The organism is Bradyrhizobium sp. AZCC 1588, from assembly GCF_036924735.1.
Taxonomy (GTDB): Bacteria; Pseudomonadota; Alphaproteobacteria; order Rhizobiales; family Xanthobacteraceae; genus Bradyrhizobium.
On record NZ_JAZHSC010000001.1, the window covers coordinates 5,550,809 to 5,575,889 of the forward strand.

Here is a 25,081-nt window from a genome sequence, read left to right on the forward strand (position 1 = left end):
CGCAATATAGGGCAATGCGCGCGCTATTCCCATTCAATTTCCGAGAATGCTGCGGTTGCGTTGCGGGCGTTGAAGTCGTCGAACAATTCCCACCGGGATCGCTCGGAGCTTGCTGCAGTACCCGCCGCTGCCCCTATCGGTTGGCCGCGGGCGATGAGCCCGCGTATATCTGAGGCCAGCGTTTCGAGATAACGACGCTGGTCGGCGAGGGCGGCCGGCCATCCGCTCACGGGACCGTGACCGGGAACCACGCGCTCCGCGGGCAAGGCGCCGAGCTCACGGATGACGGCCAGCCAGCCGCCGATGCTGCCGTCCAGCACGGGCGTGTGGGCGAGAAACACGAGGTCTCCCGCGAACAGGGTTCCGGTCTTTTCATCAAGCACGGTGAGATCGCAATCGCTGTGCGCGGCAGGCCATGCCCGCACGGCAAGAGTTCGTCCGCCGAGATCGAGCTGGAGCGTGCCACTGACGAGCAGCGTCGGCGGCACGATGCGTATTTCGTCGATCAATTGATCGCCCATCGTGCGGCGAAATGCGTCGAGATAGAATTGACCGCGCGCCGCCAGCGCGCGCGGCAGGTTCGCGTGGCCGACAAACGTCGTTCCGTCCTGCACGAAAGCGCCGTTACCGAAGATGTGATCGGGGTGGCCGTGCGTATTGATGACGTAGCGTATCGGCTTGTCGGTCCGGGCGCGAATCGCCGCCAGCAATTGCCGTCCCTCGCGAAGGCTGCCGCCGGTATCGATCACCGCGACGGCATCCTGGCCAACGATGAACCCGACATTGGCGATCGCGCCCGCGTTCTCGCGCGTCATCTGCGCGGTTTGGCCGTTGTGTACGAGTACGCCATCCGCAATGGAGTTGACGGGCAGCTCCTGTTGCTGCGCGAAAGAAGCTGTGATCGTCGCGATCATCGCGAGCGCGGCAAGGATCCATGCGGGATGAGCCATAATTCGGCCTTCGTCTCTCCACGAAGCGCAGCCGGCAATTCAACGTTTCATTGCGGCTGCGTTTGCATCGCAGCACGGGCGGCGAGTTCGCCAGGATTATTCCTGTTGCGCGCCCCAATTGACAAGCATAGCATTTTTGCTTGTCTGCGGCTTCAACGGAACTTCGTTCGTCGAGGTGGCCGATATCTTTTGCGAGTTGGCAACAATAGCGAGCCGGAAGTGCTGCAGCTTTCGATGACATGTGCCGGACACAAGCGCTGGCTGGCGATTTCAACCTTGGTGGTGCTCGCGGCGTTTTTCGGGCGCGATGTTGCGTGCGCGCAGATCAAGGAAGGCGGCGATCTGTCGATTGAGCTCGTCGATCCCAAGGTGCTGCGCGTCTGCTCCGACCCGCACAATTTGCCGTTTTCCAACGACAAGGGCGAGGGATTCGAGAACAAGCTCGCCGAACTGTTCGCCGAGAAGCTGAACAAGAAGCTGGACTACATGTACTTCCCGCAGGCGACGGGTTTCGTCCGGATGACGCTTGGCGCCCATCGTTGCGATGTCATCATGGGCTTCCCCCAGGGAGATGACCTGGTCCAGGGCACCAATCCCTATTACCGCACCGCCTACGCGCTGGTTGCTAAGAAGGGCGGCGGCCTCGACGAAGTGACAACGCTGGAAGACGAGCGTCTCAAGGGCAAGCATATCGGCATCGTGGCCGGAACACCGCCTGCCACGAATATGGCGGTTAACGGCCTGATGGCGAATGCCAAGCCGTATCAGTTGATGGTCGATACCCGTTTGGATTCGTCAGCGGAGGCCATGATAGCCGACCTAAAGTCCGGTAAGATCGACGCCGGCATTCTCTGGGGGCCGATGGCGGGCTTCTATGCGAAGAAGGCGGACCCGCCGCTCCATGTCACGCCCCTCGTGAAGGAAAAGACAGGCCCTCGATTGGCGTACCGTATCGGCATGGGAGTGCGGGCGGCCGACCAGAACTGGAAGCGGCAGCTCAATCGCCTGATCCAGGAAAACCAGCCGGCCGTCAACAAGATACTGCTGGACTTCGGCGTTCCCTTGCTCGACGAGAATGACCGACCGATCGGCGCGGAGACGGCAACCAAAACGCCATGAGAGAAGCGCTCGCAGGCCTGATCCTTGCGGCATTCCCATTCATCGTCTCGACCCTCGCGCAGGAGAGGCCTCCCGAGCCCGACGGGTATCGCATGGAGGACTACCGTACGCCGGTTCCCGCGACCCTTGCCGGTGTGCGCGTGCTGACCACCGCAGAGGCCGAGGCGATCTGGCGCGCCAAGGCCGGCGCATTCATCGACGTGATGCCTCGCGCGCCGAAGCCGCAAAATCTTCCCGAAGGCACCATCTGGCGCGACAAGCCGCGGCTCAACATTCCCGGTAGCGTGTGGCTGCCAGACACCGGCTACGGAAAGCTCGCGGCTGTAACGGAAGACTATCTGCAGCGCGGGCTTGTCCGCGCGACAGCAGGCAACAATGCTGCGCTGGTGGTGGTCTACTGCCTTGCCGATTGCTGGATGTCATGGAACGCGGCCAAGCGCATCCTCACTTACGGCTATTCCAACGTGGCATGGTACCCTGACGGAACCGATGGCTGGGAACGGGCCGGTCTGGCGCTGGTGGAGTCGCAACCTGAGCCGCGGACAGGCGAGGAGATCGCATCGCCGCGTTAGCGACTATTCGATCTCCTGCTGAATCGTCCGTCCGAGCGCGAACAGCCGCTGGTCGATCGCCGTCGGCACCTCGCAGACGAATTTGATGACGTTCCGCCGGTCTTCGAAGATGCGCGTCTGCCAGACAAGCTGATTGCCGAGTTCGTCGATCTTCGCCTGGTTGGGCGGCGTTTCGCCCTGCAGCGCCTGCAAGGCCAGCGTGTCGGTGCGGATTTTATCCGCTGCCTCGCGCTGCTTGCGGGTGACACGCTCCAGCCCGTTCATAACCTGGGAGCGTTGGGCATTGAGGGATTCAAACAGGCCGGCAAACAGCAGTTTCCCGCTTGCGGTCTTGTCGGCTGCACTGTTCAGATACTCCGCGATTGCCTTTTGCGCCTCCTCGAGGGGGGTCCGCCTTGCCGCGAGTTTTGCAATCAGCGCGCTGACCTTGGCATCGTCCTTCCACTTGCTGGAGACGTCGTCGAGTGGCGGGCCTGCCCACACCGCGGCGACGGAGATCTCGGGTACCTTGGCCTGCGTGCACGGCCAGTCCGGATAGCGTGGATCGGCGGCATGGCCGTACCCGCTCATGGCCGCAACGGCAAGTACGGAGATCGCGGTCCGGTATCTCATGTCTCGCCTCCGGCCGGCCCGCGGCGGATCATGCCGCGCGATGGATCGTAGGCGAGGATGGCGCCGATCATGAAGGCGATCGTACAGCCTCCGACGACCGCAAGCGCGATCCAGTTCATTTGCCCATACAGCGCAAAACGTATCAGCTCCACCGCATGCGTGAACGGATTGAACAAGCAGACATAGTAGAGCATCGGGCTGCTCTCCAGGATGCGCCATAGCGGATAAAGCGCCGAGGAAGCAAAGAACATCGGAAAGATGACAAAGTTCATCACGCCCGCAAAGTTCTCGAGCTGCTTGATGCCGGACGAGATCAGCATCCCCAACGCGCCGAGCATCAGGCCTGAGAGGACCAGCGCCGGCAGCACCGTAAGATAGCCGGTCGGGGGCGCTGAGATATCCCAAAACCAGGCGATCAGCAGGAAGGCATAGACCTGAAGCAGCGAAACCGCGGTTCCCGCCAGAAGCTTGCAGGACAATAGGAACCATCGCGGCAGCGGGCTCACCAGCAAGGTCCGCATATTGCCCATTTCGCGGTCGTAGACCATGGAAAGCGAGGACTGCATGCCGTTGAAGAGCTGAATCATCGCCATCAGCCCGGGCGCGATATAGACCTCGTAAAGAATGTAGGTCTCATATGGGGGGATGATGGAGAGGCCGAGCACCTGACGAAAGCCGGCGGCGAAGATGAACAGCCACACCAGGGGGCGCACGAGCGCGGAGATGAAGCGTTCGCGCTGGTGCAGGAAGCGAAGCGCCTCGCGCCACACGATGCCGTTCAGGCAGATCAGATATTCGGCCGCCGAGAAGCCGCGCTGGATTGGCGTCATGGCTGCCGATGTCATGACGTTGAACTCCCGCTCTGAGCGGTGGAGCCGGTCAGCCGCATGAACGCCGTGTTGATATCGCTGCCGCCCGCATCGGCGATGACCTGCGCCACTTTGCCATGGGCCAATACGCGGCCCTGATGCAGCACGACGAGATCGTCGTTCGAACTGATCTCGTCGAACAGATGCGTCGCCCAAAGAACGCTTATTCCGTGTTCGGCAACGAGCTGCCGAACGTGGTTGAGGATGTCGGCGCGCGCCTTGACGTCGAGGCCGACGGTTGCCTCGTCGAGCAGGAGCAGGCGCGGGCGATGTAGCAGCGCCCGCGCGATTTCCAATCGTCGCATCTGGCCGCCGGAGAGATCGCGCACCTTGCTGCTGGCGCGATCGGCAAGGCCGATGCGCGCCAGCACCTCACCGCTGCGCGCGCGGGCATCGCGCCTGCCGATGCCGTGCAAGGCGGCGTGATAAAGCAGATTCTGCGTCACCGAGAGGTCGAGATCGAGCGTGCGGGGCTGAAACACCACGCCGAGCAGCCGCAAGGCTTCGCCGGGTGCCTGCGCGACGTCATGGCCGAAGATCCCGATACGCCCGTGCTGGATTCCGAACAGCCGCGTGATCAGCGAGAACAGGGTGCTCTTGCCGGCGCCGTTCAGGCCGAGCAATGCGGTGAAACTTGCCGGGGCGACGGAAAAGCCGATCTCGATCAGCGCGCGCCGGGTGCCATAGGCATGGCTGACGCCTTCGATCGACAGCGCAGGCATCTCCACGGCATTGGGCCGGGGAGGGAAATCTTGCGTGCTCTGACCGGCGGAAAAGGCGTCAGTGGCCGTCATGGTTGTGCAATCGTCATACCCCAGGGCAGTTCGCCGACCTGGATCGTCTTGATGACTTTCTGGGCTGCGACGTCGATCACCGAGACGTCATTCGACACGCCGTTGGTGGTCAGCAGATATTTCTCGTCGGGCGTGAATGCCATGTGCCAGACACGCTGGCCCACCAGCAGATATTTGGTGACCTTGTGGCTGACGGCATCGACGACGGCTACGCGATTGGCCGGGCCGAGTGCGACGAAAGCGGTCTTGCCGTCCTTGGTCATGCCGATGCCGACCGGCTGGATGGCTTCGCTTCGCAGGCCGGGAATTTCGAATGAAATCTTCTTCGTCACCTCCCGCTTGGCCGGGTCGATCACCGAAACGGTGCCGCCGATCTCGGACGACACCCATACTTCGGAATTGTCACGCTTGAACTCGGCGAAGCGCGGGCGCGCATCGACCAGAACGTTGGCGACGATCTCGCGCGTCGTGGTGTCGATGAAATGCGCCATGTTGGTCGTCTCGGACGTATTGATCAGGATTTTGCCGTCCGGGCTGATGGCCATGCCTTCCGGCTCGACGCCGACCTGGATCTCGCCGAGACGGGCGCGCTTCTCGACGTCGATGATGGTTACCGTGTTGTCGTTTTCGTTAGCGACGTAAAGGATCTTGCCGTCTGCATCCAAGGCGAACAGCTCGGGGTCCGGGCCGGAGGGCAGGGAATCGACGACCTCCTGCTTCGCGACGTCGATGACCTGAATGCTGTCATCGTCGCCGACCGCGACGAACACAAACTTGCCGTCCCTGGTGAACTCGATGCCGCGTGGCCGCTGGCCGACCTTGATAGTCTTGATGACGGTCCAACTGTTCGTATCGATCACCGATACAGTGTTGCTCTTCTCGTTGGACACATAGGCGATGAAGGCCGATGCGGGCGTCGCCGCCGCGAGCCATGCAGCCACCCCGAAAAGCAGGCAATGACGCCACATATGCAATCCATCCTCCTTCAATTCAGCTTGCATTTGGTTTCCGGTCGATCGGCGCCAAGCGTGTCGAGCTCCGACACCTGATGCAGGAAACCCTCCTGCGGCGAAACCGAGACCACCATGCGTCCATCGACCAGCAGAATCGGCTGGCGAAGCTGCAAATTCCAGTCCCGCAGCGTCAACCGCCGGCCTTTGAACGCAGCAACGGAAAAGTCTTTCCCTCTAAGAAAATCCGACACCGCCTTTGGGTCGCCGGACTTCGTGCGCGACGCAGCTTCGCCGATCATGCGTGCTGCCGTCCAGGCCTGCATGTCCAATGCGGTCATGTGTCGCGAGTTCAGTTTGGCAAATCGGTTCTGAATCTGGATCGCGCCCCACTGATCCTGCGCGGCGTGCCAGCTGGTCGGAACGAGACCCGCCGAGCCGGCAACCGGGCGCGGATCCCAGGTGCGGTAGGGCAGGTAGGACGCGAACACCTCGCTTTCGTCGGCTGCCACGAGGACGTCATAGGCCGGTGCTTGCTGGGTGAATACCGGAATTTGCCGCTGGATCAGGGTGACGCCACTGTCTGTGCGGCGCGCGCCGCCCGTGTCTTCAAAGGTTCGCTCCTGAACGATCTTGGCGCCAAAGCGCGTGGCCGCGCGCCGCAGTGCGTCGGCGTAGAGCTTGTCCTGGTCATGCGAGCCGACCACGAGCAACCAGCGCTTCCATTGCTTCCACACCAGATATTGCGCGAGCGCATCCGCAAGCATCGAGCGAGTGGGCGCGACATGAATCACGTTGCCGCGGCAATCCTGCTCGCGCAGGCGATCGTCGATCGCTCCGGCGTTCAATAGCAACGTCCCACGTTCGCGAAGCGCGTTGGCGGCCTTCAGCAGGTCATCCGCCGGAAGGTCGGCAATGATGAAGCCGGTGCGCTCGGCAAGCGCCGCCGCCGCCTTCGCGACGTCCTCGTCGTCCTTGAGACGGACCTCTTCCAGCGTGAACCGCTGATTGAGGAACTTGCCCGTGGTGTTGTTGTCCTCGATGGCAAGGCGTGCGCCGGCAAGCCCGTCGTTCTCCGCCGGCAGTTCGACGAGGGACAATTTCGCCTTGATGCCGGCGCGGCCAAGATAGCCGACGCCGATCTCGATAGGGGCGGCAGCGAGCACGGAGGTAGCTGCAATGCTCAAGCCGATCGCAGCGACCAGGCATCGGATCATGGCTTCTCCCTGACAGGTCTTCTCGACTTGGTATGGAAGACCTTTAGTTTGAACCATGACCGAATTGTATGGGCTTGCAACTCAATTCTGTTGCGCCGACTTCGCGTCGTTTCAGCCCTTCATGCGCGCGGCGTGCCAACGCAGATGATCGGCCATGAATGAGGAGATGAAGTAGTAGCTGTGGTCGTAGCCGGGCTGTCGGCGCAAGGTGAGGGGGATTTTGGCTCTCTCGCAGGTGCCTTGCAGCAGCTCCGGGCGGAGCTGTTCGGTCAGAAACTGGTCGGCATCGCCATAGTCGACCAGCAGATCGGGTAATCTGGCGCCGTCCTCGATCAGGGCTACCGCATCGTGCTTGCGCCATGCTTGCCGGTCGCTGCCGAGATAGCCGCCGAGCGCCTTGATGCCCCATGGCACCTGCGAGGGAGCGACAATCGGCGCAAAGGCACTGGCAGCGCGGTAGCGGCCGGGATGGCGCAGCGCGATCGTCAGTGCGCCGTGCCCGCCCATGGAATGGCCAAGAATGGATTGCCGGCTTGCGTCGACAGGAAAGTTTTCGGCGACCAGTTTGGGCAGTTCCTCCGTGATATAGCTCCACATGCGGTAATTGCGGGCGAACGGCTCCTGCGTCGCATCGACATAGAAGCCGGCGCCAAGCCCGAAATCGTAGGCATTGGCAGGATCGCCCGGCACGTCTTCGCCACGCGGACTGGTGTCGGGCGCGACGAAGACCAGGCCGAGTTCGGCGCAGGCGCTGCGGAATTCACCCTTTTCCGTCACGTTGGCGTGGGTGCAGGTCAGGCCTGAGAGATACCAGACGACCGGCAGCCTGGTGCCGGCGGCGTGCGGGGGCACATACACCGAGAAGGTCATGTCGGTTCGCGTTTCGCGGCTGGCGTGCCGGTAGACGCCTTGCGTTCCGCCATATGCCTTGTTCAGTGAAACTGTCTGCATGCTCATAGCCTTGCTACTCCGGCGCCGTGCGGCACGCTTACGCCAATGCCACTTTCGATTGCCAGCCGTACCAGTTCTGCGGAAGTTCGCACGCCGAGCTTTTGGCGCATGATCGAGGATGTGTTGGCAACTGTTTTGTACGAGGAATGAACCAGCCACGCGATCTCGGAAAGACTCTTGCCCGCGCTGAGCAGGCGCAGGATCTCCATCTCCCGCGAGGTGAGTTTTGCAAGCGGGCTGCGAGCGAAAGCGGGTCCGGCGAATGCGATGCTTCGCGCGATCGCGGAGGGCAGATACACTCCGCCCTTGCCGACTTCACGGATGGCCTCGACCAGATCCTGCGGGTCGCCCGTCTTCGCGACATAGCCCTTGGCGCCTATCTCGATGGCGCGTGCGGCGAAGACCGGATCGTCGTTCATGCTGAACATGATGATTCGTGCCGACGCAGTGCGCGCAAGAATGCGCCGCGCCAGTTCAAACCCCGAGACGGTCGGAAGGTTGATATCGATCACGCAGATGTCGGGGCGTTCGGCGACAAATACGCGTTCGCCGCTCTCCGCGTCGGCGGCCTCCAGCAGCACGACCTCCGGTTCGTCCGCAAATACGGTGCGGCAGCCCGAAGCAACGATGGGGTGATCGTCGACGATCAGTACTCGCATGGCATCGATCCCCGATATCTGCTTCGGTCGCGTTGCTGCATCGCGTCAGGCTGCGCTGGTCTCGGCGCAAGGCCTATCATGCAACGCCGACAGGATTGCTGTACGCTTCAATCTGATCGTCGGTTTTTCGACTGTCAACGGTCCTCTCGACGAGGAACAGATTGCGACGCGATTGGGGCAGACGTCATGTGGCAGAAATTATCGTTGCGCGGGCGGATCAATTTGCTGCTGGCGCTGGGGCTCACGCTTGGCCTGGCCATCAATATCGCGCGGCTGGTGGTCGAAGCGGCGCCCCGTGTCCGGGCCGAAGATCAAAGCGTCATCCGGCTGGCACGCGAATTCGTGGAGACGATCGTTCCCGGCCTGAACGAGGCGGCAGATCCGGAGGCACGGCTGAACCAGATCGTCCACGACCTCAGCAGGCTCCGTCACGTCAGTATCACGCGGCAGGGCGATGCAAGCGTGGCCGAGCGCTCGGCCGATGGCGGCGACGAACGATCGCCGCCGGCATGGTTTATCGCGCTTGTGCATCCCGAAACGACGACCGTAAGCGTACCGATCACGATCCACGGAAAGCCGCAGTCGCTCCTGATCACCTCGCATCCGAACGACGAAATGGCCGAAATCTGGGACGGAATCGTCACCCAGCTAGCGGTTAGTTCCGCGCTCGCCATCGCGCTCTTTCTGGTTACGATAGTCGTGGTTGGCCGCGCGTTGGCGCCGCTGCAGGCGCTTTCGCAGACCATGGCAAATATCGAGGCCGGGCACTATGGATCACGCGTCGAGCCCGGCGGCACGCCCGAGCTGGCGGCGATCTGTGCCAAGCTGAACCACCTCGCGGGCGCCCTTGGCGAAGCCATCGAGGACAAGCGGCGGCTCGCCGAGCGCACAGTCTCGCTGCAGGATATGGAACGCAAGGAAATTGCGCGCGAGCTGCATGATGAGTTTGGGCCCTATCTCTTTACGCTGCGTGCCCACGCCGGCGCGCTGATGCGGCTAGCGGAAGACGGGCGCGCGCCGAGCGCGGATGCGTTACGCAAGCATGGCACCGCAATCATGGAGCAGATCAACGCGCTCCAGCAATTCAACCGCAGGATACTGGAAAAGCTGCGGCCTGTTGGACTTGCAGAGCTTGGACTTCGCGAGGCACTCGGCGTGCTCTTGCGTTTGTGGCGTGAGTCCCGTCCCGACGTTGCCATTGAGGCGAACATTGCCTGCGCGCCGGGCGAGACCGGAGAAGTCGCGGACTTGACGATCTATCGTACCGTCCAGGAAGCCCTGACGAACGCCTTCCGCCACGCTGAGGCGACCGCCGTCAGCGTCACGGTGGAACACGCTGCAGGAATGCATGGAAGTCGCGTCTGCGCCTTGGTGCGCGTCAGCGACAACGGCCGCGGTTTGGCGCCGGATCACAAGCTCGGTTTCGGCTTGATCGGCATGCGCGAGAGAATACTGGCGCTGGGCGGTACGCTGAATGTCGTCTCCGGCAACGGGGGCCTCACGGTAGAGGCGGTCGTTCCCCACGGATTGCAGTGAGGCGGCGAAGCGATGGGCGGGAATTTTTCCCGGTTTCTTCGGGAATGAGGACATTTAGGAGGCCCGACCTTTTGCGGCTAGCGCGTGTCGATGTCTTCTCACTAGTATCGTCCGCATCGAACCGGCATCGCCAATGTGCCGGAATGCAGTGGGGTGGGGACATGGGCGTACGCGTACTGGTGATCGGGACAATCTCACTATGCCTGGTTCCCGGGATCGACCGTGCCGAGGCCCAAACCGCATCTGGCGAGAGCGAGGTCTTGCCCGCCATCGAGGTAGTCGCCCCGCCGACATCAGCCAGACCAGCGGCCAGACCAGCCCGCGGCAGTACCGCACCTCGAGCCACCCGAAATGTGCGCAGGGTCTATGTTTACCCGACCGCGCCTACGCCGACGGCGCGATCGGGAATGGATGTCGATAAGGTACCGGCAGCGATCAATGCCGTTGGTGCGGGGCAAATCGCGCGCACCGGCTCACCGAACATCGCGGACGCATTGCAGCAACAGGTGCCGGGTATCGTCCTCAGTGATACGACCGGAAATCCCTTCATGCCTGACGTACAATTTCGAGGGTTCGTTGCATCTCCGGTCTCAGGGACTCCCCAGGGACTGGCGGTTTACCAGAACGGGATGCGTATCAACGAAGCGTTCGGCGACACCGTCCATTGGGACTTGATCCCGACCGCCGCAATCAGATCGGTCACCGTCGTAACCAACAACCCCGCGTTCGGCCTCAACGCCCTTGGCGGAGCTGTCAACGTACTGATGAAGGATGGCTTCAATTATCAAGGCGCTGAAATCAACACGATGGGTGGATCTTTCGGACGGATCCAGAGCTCGGCACAGTATGGCAAGCAGATCGACAATTTTTCCGTCTATGGCGCGCTCGAAGGCGTGCGTGACAATGGCTATCGCAATTTTTCGGAGTCGGCGATTCGCCGGTTTTACGGCGACGTCGGCTACCGGACCGACAGCAGCGAATTTCACCTCAACGTGGGCGTCGCCAAGAACAATTTCGGCGCGGCGGCGGCTGTTCCGGTCGAACTGCTCCAGAAATATTGGGGGGCGACTTATACGACGCCGCAGACCCACGACAACCGCGTTGCCTACGCCAATCTGACCGGAAAGGTCGAGGTGACGCCGACCTGGACGATCGAAGGCTCGGCGCGCGTCCGGGCATTCCGGCAGAAGACGGTGGACGGAAACCCGACCGAGACGGAGCCGTGTGCGCCCCCCAACGACGCCTTGCTTTGCTTCAACGACGACACCTCGTTTGCAAATGGCGTCAACGGAGTTCCGATCGTAAATCCGTTCCCAGACACCGCGGTGCTGGGGCAGATCGACCGGACAACAACCCGTTCGACGACGACTGGCGCGACCCTGCAGGCAACCAACACCGACCAGTTGTTCGGACACAACAACCAGTTCATGGTTGGCGCCAGTTTCGACTCCGGCGTCACCCGCTTCGGAGCCAGCGCGGAACTGGGCACGATCGGCTCAAACTACGTCGTCAGCGGCAGCGGCATATTTCTCGGGCGGTCTGGCGAGCCTGTATCCATCGGCCCGGTCTCGCTTCGAGCCACCAACCGGTACACGGGCCTGTATGCGCTCGACACATTCGACGTGACGGATGCGTTCTCTATCTCGGGCGGCGGCCGGTTCAACTATGCAAACATCGTCCTTCAGGATCTGATTGGCACCGACCTCAACGGCAATCACACATTCAGTCGCTTCAATCCGATGATCGGCGGCACCTACAAGATCACCCCGGGCTTGACGGCCTATGCGGGATACTCCGAAGCTAATCGCGCACCGACGCCGCTGGAGCTCGCATGCGCCGACCCTCTGCGCCCCTGTATCGCTGCGGCATTCCTGATCGCGGACCCGCCGCTGAAACAGGTCGTCTCCCGCACCATAGAGGCAGGTTTCCGTGGAACGCAGGAGCTGAATATCGGAATGCTCGGGTGGAAAGTCGGCGCTTTCCGCGCAACCAATGCCGATGACATCCTGGCGATCCCGAGCCCGGAGTTGCAGGGATTTGGCTATTTCCAGAACGTCGGCCGGACGCGCCGCCAGGGTATCGAGGCCCAGGTCAATCTGACGTCGAAGACACTGCAACTTTATGCCAGCTATGCCCTCGTGGATGCGCGCTTCCTCGACGCCCTGACGCTCACCTCCAACAGCCCGCTCGCCGTTGACGACCTAATCCAGGTCCTGCCAGGCAATCGAATTCCGGCGATACCCCGCAACCGGTTCAAGGTTGGCATCGATTATTCGGTAACTGATGCCTTCAAGATCGGCGGCGACGCGCTGTTCGTCGGCAGTCAGTATTTTGTCGGTGACGAATCCAATCAGACGCCGAGGCTGCCGGGCTATTCCGTTTTCAACCTGCACGCCTCGTATCAGATCAACAAAACGTTCCAGCTCTACGGCCGCGTCGACAACATCTTCGACAACCGCTATGCGGTCTATGGGACGTTCTTCGAGAAAGATGACATCCCCAACTTCACCAACGGCGGCTTGGAATTTACCGACGCCCGCTCGGTCAGTCCGGCGCGGCCGCGCGCCTTTTACGCGGGCCTGAAGGCAACTTTCTAGAGAATGGGGGGCGTAAAGGCGGCTCAGCGATGATGGCGGCAGGGTATTCAGCCTGCCGCGCCACCGGGATGTTCTCGTCAGGAAACATCCGGCGACGGATCGACGCAGTGCGCCTTGTGGATCGCGGACGGAACGAAGCCAAAATGCTTCCGGAACACGCGGCTGAAGTGCGACGAACTCGAAAAGCCCCACGAAAATGCGACATCCGTGATCGTCTTTCCGTGCTGGGTTTCCAGCTCCTGCCGGCAGTGCAGCAGTCTCGCCCGCCAGATGTAATCGCTGACGGTCATGCCCTTGTCGCTGAACAGCATGTGCAGATAGCGCTTGGTGCAGCCCAATGCCGCGGATATCTGGTCGATGCAAAGATCCGGGTCGCGCAAATGTTCGCGGATGAAGGCTTGCGCGCGAATGTACATCGCTTCGGGACCGACGCGATCGAACATCGTGTCGGCTTCGCGCAGCGGTAGCAGCAAGAGATCGATGAGCGAATCGGCGACGCCGATGGCGTTGTGAGGCGACAGTCTCTTTGCTTCATCAAACGCGGTGTGCACGAAGTCGTAGGCGATGCGGCCGGTGCCGTTGCGCGCGGAGAGTTTGCAAGGCAACATCTTCGCCGTGCGGAAGCCTCGCTCGTGAAGCAGCTCCTTCGGGACGATCACGACCTCGTGCCGCGTCAGCGAGGGGCTGACGATCGTGTGCGGACAGGAGACGTCATAGGCAAGACAATCGCCAGGCATGATATCGATGCGGCGGCCGTTCTGTTCGAAATGCGAGATGCCATAAGTCTGGAACAGTATCTTGACGTAGGGATGTTCGCTCAGCTTTGTGCCCGAGATCGTGTGCGCGATACGATGCTGGCTCGCCTCGATCTGACAGAGTTTGAGCTGCGAGACGGTCGTGTAATTTATCCGCCCCTCCAGCGAGGAACCTTCCAGCGGATCGACATCAAACTGGCCACATAGATCGGTCAGTGCGTCTGACCAAGTTTGGATCTGCTTCTTCGGCGCTAACCCGGAAGTGCTGAGTGAACGAACTGTATCAGGCATTGCCCAGCCACCGATTTGAGAACAGGCTGCAACCTCCGCCGAGGCGTCGGTCAGATGGTCGCGACATTTGGCCCCAATTTAGGCAGTCGTCAGGGAAGCGCGCAGATTCTTCCGAATATCCCTTTGACAATCCTCCAACTTAGTTTCGGCGGCGTCAAGGGAAACCTAGACCGGGAGTCGCGCAGGGAAGGCCGTGGGAACACGCCCACGGCATGATGCTTCGCAGCATCACGGCAGAGCCGAAACAGCGTGCCAGCGCGAAATTAAAAAATTCAGTTGGGTTTCGCTATTGAGCAAACGCGCTTCGCTCTTGGGCAAGTTTCCCATCTCCGGGCGGGATAGGAATAGGGACCAATAATGGAAGAATGGGCCGTTTCGGCGGAAACCCAAAACTCGTATCTTGGAGGAAACCACTATGCGCAAGGTGCTATCCGCAGCCTGTCTTGGCGCTATGGCGACATTCGTTGTCGGCGTCGCATACGCCAACGAAGAACTGATCAAGATGTCGCAGAACCCAAAGGACTGGGTGCAGCCGGCCGGCGATTACGCCAACACACGTTACTCGAAACTGAATCAGATCAACGCATCCAACGTCGGCAAGCTTCAGGTCGCCTGGACCTTCTCGACCGGAGTGCTGCGCGGCCACGAAGGCGGCCCGCTCATCATCGGCAACATGATGTACGTCCATACGCCGTTCCCCAACAAGGTCTATGCTCTTGACCTTTCGCAGGAGAACAAGATCGTCTGGAAGTACGAGCCGAAGCAGGATCCGAACGTCATTCCGGTGATGTGCTGCGACACGGTTAATCGCGGCGTAGCCTATGGCGACGGCAAGATCTTCCTGCATCAGGCCGACACCACCCTGGTCGCGCTCGATGCCAAGACCGGGCAGGTCGCGTGGAGCGCCAAGAATGGTGATCCGGGCAAGGGTGCCACGGGCACCTCGGCCCCGCTCGTCATCAAGGACAAGGTCCTGGTTGGCATTTCCGGCGGCGAGTTTGGCGTGCAGTGTCACGTTACGGCCTACGACCTCAAGAGCGGCAAGCAGGTCTGGCGTGCCTTCTCCGAAGGGCCGGATGATCAGATCATGTTTGATCCGGAAAAGACGACCGATCTCGGCAAGCCGGTCGGCAAGGACTCGAGCATCAAGACCTGGCAGGGCGATCAGTGGAAGATCGGCGGCGGCTGCACATGGGGCTGGATGTCCTATGATCCGAGTCTGAACCTCGTCTATTACGGCTCGGGCAACCCCTCGACCTGGAACCCGAAGCAGCGTCCGGGCGACAACAAGTGGTCAATGACCATTTTCGCGCGCAATCCGGACACCGGCATGGCCCGCTGGGTCTACCAGATGACGCCCCATGACGAATGGGACTATGACGGCGTCAACGAAATGATCCTCAGCGACCAGCAGATGAACGGCCAAGAACGCAAGCTGTTGACCCATTTCGACCGTAACGGTTTGGCCTACACCATGGACCGCGTAACCGGCGAACTCCTGGTCGCCGAGAAGTACGATCCGAAGGTCAACTGGACCACCGGCGTCGACATGAACAAGAGCTCGCCGACTTACGGCCGTCCCAAGGTCGTCGATCAGTATTCGACGGAAAAGGGCGGCGAAGACAAGAACACCAAGGGTATCTGCCCGGCCGCGCTCGGTACCAAGGACGAGCAGCCGGCAGCCTATTCGCCGGACACGCAGCTCTTCTACGTGCCGACGAACCACGTCTGCATGGACTACGAGCCGTTCAAGGTGAGCTACACCGCGGGCCAGCCCTATGTCGGCGCGACGCTCTCGATGTATCCGCCTCAGGGCGAGAGCCATATGGGCAACTTCATCGCCTGGGACAACAAGACCGGCAAGATCGTCTGGTCGAACAAGGAGCAGTTCTCGGTGTGGTCGGGAGCGCTCGCAACCGCTGGCGGCGTGGTGTTCTACGGAACGCTCGAAGGCTATCTCAAGGCAGTCGATGCCAAGACCGGCAAGGAACTTTACAAGTTCAAGACGCCGTCCGGCATCATCGGCAACGTCACGACCTATGAGCAGGGCGGCAAGCAGTATGTGGCCGTGCTGTCCGGCGTCGGTGGCTGGGCAGGTATCGGCCTTGCCGCTGGTCTGACCGATCCGACTGCGGGCCTCGGTGCCGTCGGTGGTTATGCCGCGCTGAGCAACTATACCGCGCTTGGCGGCACGCTCACCGTGTTCGCGCTGCCGCAGTAAAGCAGGACCACCTCGTCCGGCGCGTGGCTCGCTCCACGCGCCGGTTGTGGCCTGCATCTGATGTCGAGGATGAACTCTTGCGTAAAATCTGGTTGATTGCGGCCACTCTCACGCTGGTGGCGCCGGGAACAATTGCCTTCGCTGCGGATGATGCTGCCGCGGTCAAGACCGAGGACGGCAAATATTTCGACAAGGAAGGAAACCCGACCTACAAAGTCGGGGCCGATGGCACGGTCGATTGGTACACCTACTCCGGATACCGTCGTTATCATTCCGAATGCCACGTCTGCCATGGCCCTGACGGGATGGGATCGACCTATGCGCCGGCGTTACAGGATTCGCTGAAGACGATGAGCTATGGCGACTTCGTCGCAGTCGTCGCGAGCGGCCGCAAGAACGGCAATTCCGTCATGCCAGCCCTCGGCGATAATCCCAATGTCGCCTGCTACATGGACGACCTTTATGTGTATCTGCGTGCCCGCGCCCATGACGCCGTCGGGCGCGTCCGCCCTGCCAAGAAGGAAGACAAACCCGACGCGTACACCGAGACCGAAAAGTCCTGCATGGGAAGCAAATGATCATGCCGAACATGCGAGGTGCACATCCTGGTACGTCCGTGCAGCGATTTGAAAAGCTAAGGTGGAGTTTAGAATGAAGACCCGCGCTGCTGTCGCATTCGAGGCCAAGAAGCCTCTTGAAATCGTCGAGGTCGATCTGGAAGGCCCGAAGGCCGGTGAAGTCCTCGTTGAGATAAAGGCGACCGGAATCTGCCACACCGACGCCTACACGCTCGACGGATTCGACAGCGAAGGAATCTTTCCTTCGATACTCGGTCATGAGGGCGCGGGCATCGTCCGCGAAGTCGGGGCGGGCGTGACGTCGCTCAGGGCCGGCGATCACGTGATTCCGCTCTACACGCCGGAATGTCGCCAGTGCAAAAGCTGCCTGAGCGGCAAGACCAACCTTTGCACGGCTATCCGCGCAACGCAGGGGAAGGGCGTGATGCCGGACGGCACGTCGCGCTTCAGCTACCAGGGCAAGCCGATCTATCACTACATGGGCTGCTCGACGTTTTCGAACTTTACCGTGCTGCCGGAAATCGCGGTGGCAAAGATCCGCGAGGACGCGCCCTTCGACAAGAGCTGCTACATCGGTTGCGGGGTGACGACGGGCGTTGGCGCTGTGGTGAATACCGCAAAGGTGACACCGGGCGCCAACGTCGTCGTTTTCGGTCTCGGCGGCATCGGGCTCAACGTCATCCAGGGCGCGAAGATGGTGGGCGCCGACAAGATCGTCGGCGTCGACATCAACGATTCCAAGGAGGATTGGGGCCGCCGCTTCGGCATGACGCATTTCGTCAATCCGACCAAGGTCAGTGACATCGTTCAGCATCTGGTCGGGCTCACCGACGGCGGCGCCGACTACACCTTCGACTGCACCGGCAACACCACCGTGATGCGGCAGGCGCTCGAAGCGTGCCATCGCGGCTGGGGCGTCTCGGTCGTGATAGGGGTCGCTGAGTCCGGCAAGGAAATCGCCACCCGGCCGTTCCAACTCGTGACCGGCCGCGTCTGGAAGGGCACGGCGTTTGGCGGCGCGCGGGGCCGTACGGATGTGCCGAAAATCGTCGACTGGTACATGAACGGGAAGATCGAGATCGATCCGATGATCACCCACGTCCTCAAGCTGGAGGAGATCAATAAGGGTTTCGACCTCATGCACGAAGGCAAGTCGATCCGTTCGGTTGTCGTGTTCTGAGTCGGGGAACTTCAAACACAAGGAGGATAGGCCTATGACTGTTCATATCCACCCATCGATTGACAGCGGCGTCAAGCAGGGCACTGGCAGCTTCGCCGGCGGCACCTTGGTCTGCAAATGCAAAGACAAGCCGGTCAAGGTCGCCATCAAGGGCGACGTGGCCCACAACCACGCCTGTGGCTGTACCAAATGCTGGAAGCCCGAAGGGGCGATCTTCTCTGTCGTCGCCGTCGTCCCGCGCGACAATGTGAAAGTAGCCGAGAACGGCGACAAGCTGCAGATCGTCGATTCGGCGGCGGCAATTCAGCGTTACGCCTGCAAGGCCTGCGGTACGCATATGTACGGCCGGATCGAGAACACGGGGCATCCGTTCTACGGGCTCGACTTCATCCATCCTGAACTGTTCCAGGAAGGCGGATGGGCAGCTCCGGGGTTTGCTGCGTTCGTGTCGTCCGTGCTGGAGTCCGGTGTTCAGCCGGGTGAGATGGATGGCATCAGGGCCCGGCTGAAGGAACTCGGACTGGAGCCGTATGATTGCCTGTCGCCGCCCTTGATGGATGCGATCTCAAGCCACGTGGCCAAGTCCAAGGCCAAGGCTGCTTGAACTTGAATAAGGCGGCTTGGAGCGGTCGCTGGCCTGAGTTCGCGCGGTACCAAAGTTGCGCTGATGGCGGCCGCCGTCAGCGCAACCGCGCTTCGAGCGTACGGCGAGGCGGTCCCATGCCTTTCCGTTGGACCGACAGGTGAGCAGGCCTGCCGGCCTCTAGTATTCAGCGATCGGGCCGGTGGTGCGTCCCGCCTAATTCCCAGACATCGAAGCCCTTCGAAGTCTTCGCGCAGTCGCCATGCCGCCATGGTCGTTGCAGGGCGTGCAATCGGCTGCATTTGACCGATCGTCCGATTTTGCATGCTGCGGTGCGGTGGTCTGTCATGGGGCCGCGATGCCGGAGAAGGACATTCCCGGGAGGTGTTGACCCATTGAGCGGTTCCCTTCTATGGACGGTGCTGACCGCATAGATGCTCGCGAGGATTCCCACGATGCCGATCGTCACAGACGCCGCCTTCATTCTGCCCGACGATTTCGCCGGTGCCGCGCTGATGGGGCGCGTCTGGCGGCCCGATCTTGCCGGCCCGTCGGTGGTCGCGATCCGCCAGGACGGCGTGTTCGACATCACCGAGGACTTCCCCACGGCCAGCCAGCTTGCCGCCGCTGCCGATCCGGCCGGAGCGCTGCGCGCCGCGCGTGGCGAGCGCGTCGGCGCACTGCAGGATCTCCTAGACAACACGCCGCCCGACACCCGCGATCCGACCAGGCCATGGCTGCTCGCCCCGATCGATTTGCAGGTGATCAAGGCTGCCGGCGTCACGTTCGCCGTGTCGATGCTGGAGCGGGTGATCGAGGAGCGGGCGCGCGGCAATCCGGATTCGGCCGAGGCGATCCGAGCCGAGGTGACGCGGATCGTCGGCACCGACCTTTCGCAACTGAAGCCGGGCTCGGCCGAAGCGCAGCATGTGAAGGACGTGCTGGTTTCCCAGAACGCCTGGAGCCAGTATCTCGAGGTCGGCATCGGGCCCGACGCCGAGGTGTTTACCAAGGCGCCCGTGCTGTCGGCGGTCGGTACATGCGTGGATGCAGGCCTGCATCCGAAATCGACCTGGAATAATCCGGAGCCGGAGGTCGTGCTGGTGGTGGCGAGCGATGGGCGCATCGTTGGCGCCACGCTCGGTAACGATGTCAATTTGCGCGACTTTGAGGGGCGTTCGGCGCTGCTCCTGTCCAAGGCAAAGGACAACAACGCCTCCTGTGCGATCGGGCCGTTCGTGCGGTTCTTCGACGCGAGCTTCACGCTCGATGATGTGCGGGGCATGGAGATCTCGCTGGAGGTGAAGGGGCCGGAAGGCTTCGTCCTGCACGGCGCATCCTCGCTGACCCAGATCAGCCGCGACCCGGCCGACATCGTGGGGCAGACGATTAACGAGAACCATCAATATCCCGACGGCTTTGTGCTGTTCCTCGGCACGATGTTCGCGCCGATCCAGGATCGTGTCGCGAAGGGGCAGGGGTTCACGCATGTCGAAGGCGATTTGGTGACGGTCGCCACGCCGAAACTTGGCCGGCTGACCAACCGGATGCGCCACAGCGGCGATTGCGAGCCCTGGCAGTTCGGCTTGGCCGATCTCTTCGCCTCATTGATGCGCCGTAAGGGCGTCGGCCGGAGCAGCAATAGCAGATAGAAACGGGTTGGGAATCTATGCGCAAGTGGGCAGAAAGATAGCCGGCAGGATCGTCCACCCGATCCCAAGAAGCGAAAGCAGGATCAGAAGGTGCGATACGCCATGCAGGAACCGAGAGCTGCCGAGGCTCTGGGTGTGCCGGGCATTACCACCACGATAGAGCGTCCATGCCGTCAGGAGGAGGGCGGTTAAAGCTGCGGCAGTGGCAAGAGCAATCGTCCAGGCCATCATGGTAGCCGCTGCGGCCGCTGGTCCAATGCAGATCAGCGCTTCGGCGGCATAGACGGTCGTCAGATGCAGAAACCAGATAAGGGGCGGAGCAAGCACCGGCAGAAGATTGCCGAGGGATGGCTTGAAAGTGTCGCTCATCCTGCAAGCCTCGGAAATCCGTGCACGAGGAGAAGCCCCAGCAGGCCTTGGCCGACCGTGTAGTGATATAGCAGGCCCAGATTGTCGAAGACCACGCGTCGTTTCCGATCAAGGCGGCCAGCGAAGCTCCGCGCAATCGCAAATCCCGTCATGGCTAGAACCGCAAGGGTCAACTGCCCCTGCAGGAAGGCGGCCATATAGACCATAGCACCATGCGCATCGGATTCCGGGCGCAGCCCGGCCCGCCATTGCGCGAGCACGTCGATCACCAGTGCGCAGGTCAACGCGACCGCAGCGAGCCCGGCAAGTCCTACGAAAGCGCCACTGCTGCGAGACCGGCCAAGCAAAACACGTCGGGCGATTTCGAGGATTGCACTGCCAAAAACAAGCAGCAAAGCCGATACGACAGGGTATGCGATCGGCGCAAGCGCTGAAAGCCTCGGCCAAACCTGCGGTGAGACAGTCCACAAATAGAGGTAGGAAAACACATAGGAGAGGTAGAGCGAACCGGCGACCAATAACAGGACGATCATGGCCCACCAGGCATGCGACAACGAACCGGTTGCATAGGTTGGGAGTTTGAGGTCCGCTCCGATATCGACTGACGGCAGCGGCTTCAAGTCGCTACCCCACATCCACACGACCGTCATCGCAATTCCGAGCAGCCCGCAGATCAGCGCGAGCACCACCGCCTTGACGGTGAGCAGCATGAAGAAGGCAGCCGTGAGTACCGCCGCCAAAAGCGGCGGCCAGCCCGGGCCGGGAAGGCGGAGCAGGTATTGCGGCGTCGCATCGAAAGGCGAGGTGACGATGGTTTCGCGCAGACCGGTGATAGAGCCGGGCAAGAAATGCCGTCCGTCTTCGATCTCCCTAGCTAGCTGCGGATGATGCCACAGCGGATATGCACTGGTGACGGCCGGAATGCTGCGCAGCCCATAGACATTATTGGGCAGCCACTCGAGGGTTGCTGCTCCCCAAATATTGCCGGCCGTTTTCGCCATGGCGGGACGCAGGCTTCGAATCATGTCGACCAGAAACATGGCAATGCCGGCGGCAAGCAGAAAGGCGCCGATCGTGGAGATCATGTTCAGCACGTCCCATTGCATAACTGCCGGATAGGTATAGACGCGCCGCGGCATCCCCTTCAGGCCAGTGAGGTGCATCGGAAAGAACGCGACGTTGAAGCCCGCGAACATCAGCCAGAAGATCCACTTTCCAAGTCGCTCGGACAGTGCCACACGGCTAAATGCCGGCGCCCAGTAGTAAAATGCGGCGAACAGCGGAAACACCATTCCGCCGACCAGCACGTAATGGAAATGCGCGACCACGAAATAGGTGTCGTGCGCCTGCCAGTCGAACGGGACCATCGCGACCATTACGCCAGTGAGGCCGCCGAGGCTGAAAATCAAGAGGAAGCCCAGCACGAACAGGGACGGCGTTGTCCACCGTAAGCGGCCTGATGCGATTGTCGCGATCCACGCAAAAACCTGAATTCCACTGGGTAGCGCCACCGCCATACTGGCGGCCGAAAAGAAACTAAGCGACAGCGCCGGAATCCCGGTGGTGAACATGTGGTGGACCCACAGGCCGAAGCTGAAAAAGCCGGTTGCGATCAGCGCCACGACGATAAGCCGATAGCCCACAAGTGGTGTAGCGCACATGGTCGGCACGATCATCGACACCATGCCGGCAGCCGGCAGGAAAATGATGTATACTTCCGGATGTCCGAAGAACCAGAAAAGATGCTGCCAGAGCAACGCATCGCCGCCCCTCGCGGCGATGAAGAAAGGCCAGTCGAACGCGCGTTCCAGCTCAAGCAGCAGCGTGGCCAGGATCACGGCCGGGAATGCGAAGACGATCATGCCGGCGAAGATCAGCATCGTCCACGCAAACATCGGCATCTGGTCGAGGGTCATGCCGGGCGCCCGGGTGCGCAGCACGCCGACGATGATTTCTATCGCACCGGCGATCGCTGAGATCTCGATAAAACCAATACCCAGGAGCCAGAAGTCCGCCCCCGGTCCGGGCGAGAACCGCGAACTGGTCAGCGGCGGATACATGAACCAGCCGCCCGATGGCGCGAGGTCGAAGAACAACGTGCTGAAGAAGATCAGTCCGCCGACCAGATAGGCCCAGAACGCGTAAGCGCCGAGTCGCGGAAAAGGCAGGTCGCGCGCACCGAGCATCTGGGGAAGCAAAAGTATACCCATTGCCTCGACGACGGGAACGGCGAACAGAAACATCATCACGGTGCCATGCATCGTGAAGATCTGATTGTAGGCTTCCTGACTGAGAAAGGTATTGCTAGGCACCGCGAGCTGAAGGCGCATCAGCAGTGCGAGAATGCCGGCCAGCAGGAAGAACAGAACCGCAGTAGCGGCATAAAAAAGGCCGACCACCGTGTTGTTGACGTCAGTGACAATACGCCAGCCTCTAGGCATAGCCCATACTGCTTCGAGCTGAGCCAGTTCCTCGCTTGGCCGGGGTAATGTGTTTGGGTAGGAGGCTGCGTCAACCATCTAGTCTGCTGCCTTGAGGCTCAGAAGGTAGGAGACAAGCGCTTCCAGTTGCTGTGGCTGCAGGACGCGAAACTCAGGCATCAAATTTCCGGGCTTGACGTGCTGGCCATCGACAATGAAGCGCATCAGGTTTTCGCGGGTCAGCGGCAGGGTATCGATGCCGACTGAGCGTCTCGCGCCGATGTGCGTCAGATCCGGACCAACCGAGCCTGCGGCAGCGGTGCCGCGCACAGTGTGACATGCGCCGCAGCCGGCCGCGAGGAAGATCGATCTTCCGTGCAGGCCGATGTCGGTCTCGGGCGTCGCGGGCACCGTCGCCGCGCGCTTGAGCCAGGCCGCATAATCGGATGAAGACATAGCGATCACGTCCATGGCCATGAGGGCATGAGGCCCGCCGCAATATTCGGCGCATTGTCCGCGATAGATCCCCGGGCGATCGACTGTGAGCTGCAATTGGGTCATGCGCCCCGGGATCATGTCGACCTTTCCACCAAGGTTCGGCACCCAGAAACTGTGAATGACGTCAGCCGCCTTGAGTTTCAATGTGACCGGAGATCCAACCGGAATACGAATTTCATTGGCGCTGGCAATCTGTGGACCAGTAGGGGCGTGGTACATGACGCGCCACCACCATTGCTCTCCGACCACCTCGATGCTGACGTTGCTGCCACCGCGGGGCAGGTTGAGGTGCGAACGCGTCACCCAAACGCCATAGACCAGAAGCACCGTCAGCGTTACGGCAGGAAATGCGATGCCGAGCCAGATCACGGTGCTCTCTCGCGCCAGCGCTTGGCGTGCTCGCAATGGCCCGCGGATGGCGAGCAACAACGTCACGATCACGAGGACGAGCACGAATGTCCCGAACCCGAACAGAAACCAGGCTACTTCAGCAATCCGCACTGCCTGGAGACTGCTCGGATTCATCACCGATTGAACATCGCTGGTACAGCCGCCGAGAAGTATAGAGACGCCGAACAGGTACCAGAATGGTCGGGCCTGTATCATTGCTTCTCTTCTTTCGAAGCCGACGCGCTTGTCGACGCAAAATAGGCCGCGACATCGTCGATCTGCTGCTCGCTTAGAGACCGGGCGATAGGCGCCATTATCGGATCGGTTGCTGAGGAGGATGTGATTCCCTTCCTCCAGTTCCGCAGCCTATTGACGATGTAGGTGGCATGCTGTTCCGAGAGACGCGGATAGACATTGAGCGCGGACGCGCTGTGACAATCCATACATGCAGGAATTTTTGCGTTCGGATCCCCCCGCGTCGCGAGTTCGCGCCCACGCTCGACGGCCGCAGCGTTCTCCAATCGGTTCGGCGCGCCCGGCCGCGCAAGCCCTGCATAGTAGCGTGCCACCCGTTCGCGTTCGGCGGGAGAGAGCCCGCTTGCCACCGGCTGCATGATGCCGCTCGCACGGCGGCCCACGGCGAAGTCTTCCAGCGCCGCAATCAGAAACTCGGCGGGCTGGCCGTGCAGCACCGGTACCAGGTGGCTCTTGGGTCCGCGGCGGTCCGCACCATGACAACGCGCGCAGGCGCTCATCGCCTCCGACGTATCCTCGGTGGTGGCGATCTCTCTCCCAATCTGCGGCCGAATTGACAAGCCGCCAAGCGCCAATTCGCGATAGCCCGCCGCATCAAGGGTGGGAAGTTTCCTGAGAAATGCGACTATCGCCCATACTTCGTCGTCGCGCTGTGCCGCGACCCAGGCCGGCATGCCGGTGTACTTGATGCCATGTTTGACAATCCAGAACAGCTCCCGGTCGCGCCAATCCCGCACCGCCTTCGAAAGCTCAGGTGGGGAAGGTAACATGCTTTGCGCGATCGGATCGGTCGGAACGCCTGGTGCGCCGTGGCAATAGGCGCATCCATCGTGGAAATGAGCGGCGCCGAGTGCCGAAAGATCGTCGCTGTAGGTTTGCGGGGCCTCGATGCCAAGCGCATGAGTCTTTACGGAATTACGCATTCCGAATGTAAGAATGGCGTTGGTCAGTGCGAAATGGCCACGACTTGCCGCAACGCTGTAAAGACCGGACCATGCGAAGAGAAAGCCGCCGAGCACGATTGCGATGAGGCCATAGAGAATGAAACGGATGCTTCGTATCA

The 25,081-nt window shown here is 61.3% G+C and carries 22 protein-coding genes; 9 read left to right on the plus strand and 13 right to left on the minus strand.

Annotation, left to right across the window (positions count from 1 at the left end; all coding sequences use genetic code 11):
• Positions 1 to 23 precede the first annotated feature (23 nt).
• Entirely contained in the window at positions 24 to 950 is a 927-nt protein-coding gene (locus V1277_RS25855) for a quinoprotein relay system zinc metallohydrolase 2 (RefSeq protein ID WP_334418736.1), read from the minus strand.
• A 234-nt stretch (positions 951 to 1,184) separates the two neighbouring features.
• Between V1277_RS25855 and V1277_RS25860 the strand changes: the two genes are divergently transcribed.
• A complete protein-coding gene (locus V1277_RS25860) occupies positions 1,185 to 2,069 on the plus strand; it encodes a substrate-binding domain-containing protein (protein WP_334420453.1) in 885 nt (294 codons plus the stop codon).
• Complete coding sequence (locus V1277_RS25865) at positions 2,066 to 2,641, plus strand: PQQ-dependent catabolism-associated CXXCW motif protein (protein ID WP_334418737.1); 576 nt, start codon at positions 2,066 to 2,068, stop codon at positions 2,639 to 2,641. Before V1277_RS25860 ends, V1277_RS25865 begins: the two co-directional genes overlap by 4 nt.
• A 3-nt stretch (positions 2,642 to 2,644) precedes the next feature.
• Here V1277_RS25865 and V1277_RS25870 read toward each other — a convergent pair whose 3' ends face one another.
• The 7 genes from V1277_RS25870 to V1277_RS25900 form a co-directional block, all read right to left on the minus strand.
• A complete protein-coding gene (locus V1277_RS25870; RefSeq protein WP_334418738.1) occupies positions 2,645 to 3,253 on the minus strand; it encodes a hypothetical protein in 609 nt (202 codons plus the stop codon).
• Positions 3,250 to 4,098 carry an ABC transporter permease gene (locus V1277_RS25875; protein WP_334418739.1) on the minus strand — a complete coding sequence of 283 codons (849 nt, stop codon included), beginning with the start codon at positions 4,096 to 4,098 and terminating at the stop codon, positions 3,250 to 3,252. Before V1277_RS25875 ends, V1277_RS25870 begins: the two co-directional genes overlap by 4 nt.
• Positions 4,095 to 4,844: an ABC transporter ATP-binding protein gene (locus V1277_RS25880; protein WP_334420454.1), complete on the minus strand. Its 750-nt coding sequence runs from the start codon at positions 4,842 to 4,844 to the stop codon at positions 4,095 to 4,097. The genes V1277_RS25875 and V1277_RS25880 overlap by 4 nt, the downstream gene beginning before the upstream one ends.
• 68 nt (positions 4,845 to 4,912) lie before the next feature.
• Complete coding sequence (locus V1277_RS25885; protein WP_334376257.1) at positions 4,913 to 5,917, minus strand: YVTN family beta-propeller repeat protein; 1,005 nt, start codon at positions 5,915 to 5,917, stop codon at positions 4,913 to 4,915.
• A complete protein-coding gene (locus V1277_RS25890) occupies positions 5,902 to 7,083 on the minus strand; it encodes an ABC transporter substrate-binding protein (RefSeq protein ID WP_334418740.1) in 1,182 nt (393 codons plus the stop codon). The genes V1277_RS25885 and V1277_RS25890 overlap by 16 nt, the downstream gene beginning before the upstream one ends.
• A 111-nt stretch (positions 7,084 to 7,194) precedes the next feature.
• Entirely contained in the window at positions 7,195 to 8,040 is an 846-nt protein-coding gene (fghA, locus tag V1277_RS25895; RefSeq protein ID WP_334418741.1) for an S-formylglutathione hydrolase, read from the minus strand.
• Positions 8,037 to 8,693 (minus strand): response regulator transcription factor, encoded by a 657-nt coding sequence (locus V1277_RS25900; protein ID WP_334376254.1) that lies wholly within the window; start codon positions 8,691 to 8,693, stop codon positions 8,037 to 8,039. The genes fghA and V1277_RS25900 overlap by 4 nt, the downstream gene beginning before the upstream one ends.
• A gap of 186 nt (positions 8,694 to 8,879) precedes the next feature.
• Here V1277_RS25900 and V1277_RS25905 point away from each other — a divergent pair, with 186 nt between their 5' ends.
• The gene (locus V1277_RS25905) at positions 8,880 to 10,229 is read left to right on the plus strand and encodes a histidine kinase (RefSeq protein ID WP_334418742.1); all 1,350 of its coding nucleotides are present in this window, start codon (positions 8,880 to 8,882) and stop codon (positions 10,227 to 10,229) included.
• A gap of 407 nt (positions 10,230 to 10,636) precedes the next feature.
• Entirely contained in the window at positions 10,637 to 12,826 is a 2,190-nt protein-coding gene (locus V1277_RS25910; RefSeq protein WP_334418743.1) for a TonB-dependent receptor, read from the plus strand.
• Between the two features lie 77 nt (positions 12,827 to 12,903).
• Here V1277_RS25910 and V1277_RS25915 read toward each other — a convergent pair whose 3' ends face one another.
• Positions 12,904 to 13,872 (minus strand): helix-turn-helix domain-containing protein, encoded by a 969-nt coding sequence (locus tag V1277_RS25915; RefSeq protein WP_057847777.1) that lies wholly within the window; start codon positions 13,870 to 13,872, stop codon positions 12,904 to 12,906.
• Positions 13,873 to 14,287: 415 nt separating this feature from the next.
• Between V1277_RS25915 and xoxF5 the strand changes: the two genes are divergently transcribed.
• From xoxF5 to V1277_RS25940, 5 genes are all read left to right on the plus strand, one after another.
• Positions 14,288 to 16,093: a lanthanide-dependent methanol dehydrogenase XoxF5 gene (xoxF5, locus tag V1277_RS25920; protein WP_334418744.1), complete on the plus strand. Its 1,806-nt coding sequence runs from the start codon at positions 14,288 to 14,290 to the stop codon at positions 16,091 to 16,093.
• A gap of 116 nt (positions 16,094 to 16,209) precedes the next feature.
• Positions 16,210 to 16,671 carry a c-type cytochrome, methanol metabolism-related gene (locus V1277_RS25925; protein ID WP_334420455.1) on the plus strand — a complete coding sequence of 154 codons (462 nt, stop codon included), beginning with the start codon at positions 16,210 to 16,212 and terminating at the stop codon, positions 16,669 to 16,671.
• A gap of 73 nt (positions 16,672 to 16,744) precedes the next feature.
• Positions 16,745 to 17,851 carry an S-(hydroxymethyl)glutathione dehydrogenase/class III alcohol dehydrogenase gene (locus V1277_RS25930; RefSeq protein WP_334418745.1) on the plus strand — a complete coding sequence of 369 codons (1,107 nt, stop codon included), beginning with the start codon at positions 16,745 to 16,747 and terminating at the stop codon, positions 17,849 to 17,851.
• A gap of 34 nt (positions 17,852 to 17,885) precedes the next feature.
• Complete coding sequence (gene gfa / locus V1277_RS25935; protein ID WP_334376248.1) at positions 17,886 to 18,455, plus strand: S-(hydroxymethyl)glutathione synthase; 570 nt, start codon at positions 17,886 to 17,888, stop codon at positions 18,453 to 18,455.
• A gap of 434 nt (positions 18,456 to 18,889) precedes the next feature.
• Positions 18,890 to 20,086 carry a fumarylacetoacetate hydrolase family protein gene (locus V1277_RS25940; RefSeq protein ID WP_334418746.1) on the plus strand — a complete coding sequence of 399 codons (1,197 nt, stop codon included), beginning with the start codon at positions 18,890 to 18,892 and terminating at the stop codon, positions 20,084 to 20,086.
• Positions 20,087 to 20,101: 15 nt separating this feature from the next.
• On the opposite strand, the gene V1277_RS25945 is transcribed toward V1277_RS25940, so the two are convergent.
• Genes V1277_RS25945 through V1277_RS25960 form a run of 4 tightly spaced genes read right to left on the minus strand, consistent with a single transcriptional unit; the run spans position 20,102 to position 25,037 of the window.
• Positions 20,102 to 20,455, minus strand: coding sequence for a hypothetical protein (locus V1277_RS25945; protein ID WP_334418747.1), 354 nt, complete (start codon positions 20,453 to 20,455; stop codon positions 20,102 to 20,104).
• Positions 20,452 to 22,974 carry a cytochrome c oxidase subunit I gene (gene ctaD, locus V1277_RS25950; protein WP_334418748.1) on the minus strand — a complete coding sequence of 841 codons (2,523 nt, stop codon included), beginning with the start codon at positions 22,972 to 22,974 and terminating at the stop codon, positions 20,452 to 20,454. Before ctaD ends, V1277_RS25945 begins: the two co-directional genes overlap by 4 nt.
• The gene (gene coxB, locus V1277_RS25955; protein WP_334418749.1) at positions 22,975 to 23,979 is read right to left on the minus strand and encodes a cytochrome c oxidase subunit II; all 1,005 of its coding nucleotides are present in this window, start codon (positions 23,977 to 23,979) and stop codon (positions 22,975 to 22,977) included. It abuts the gene before it with no gap.
• The gene (locus tag V1277_RS25960) at positions 23,976 to 25,037 is read right to left on the minus strand and encodes a c-type cytochrome (RefSeq protein ID WP_334418750.1); all 1,062 of its coding nucleotides are present in this window, start codon (positions 25,035 to 25,037) and stop codon (positions 23,976 to 23,978) included. Before V1277_RS25960 ends, coxB begins: the two co-directional genes overlap by 4 nt.
• Positions 25,038 to 25,081 lie beyond the last annotated feature (44 nt).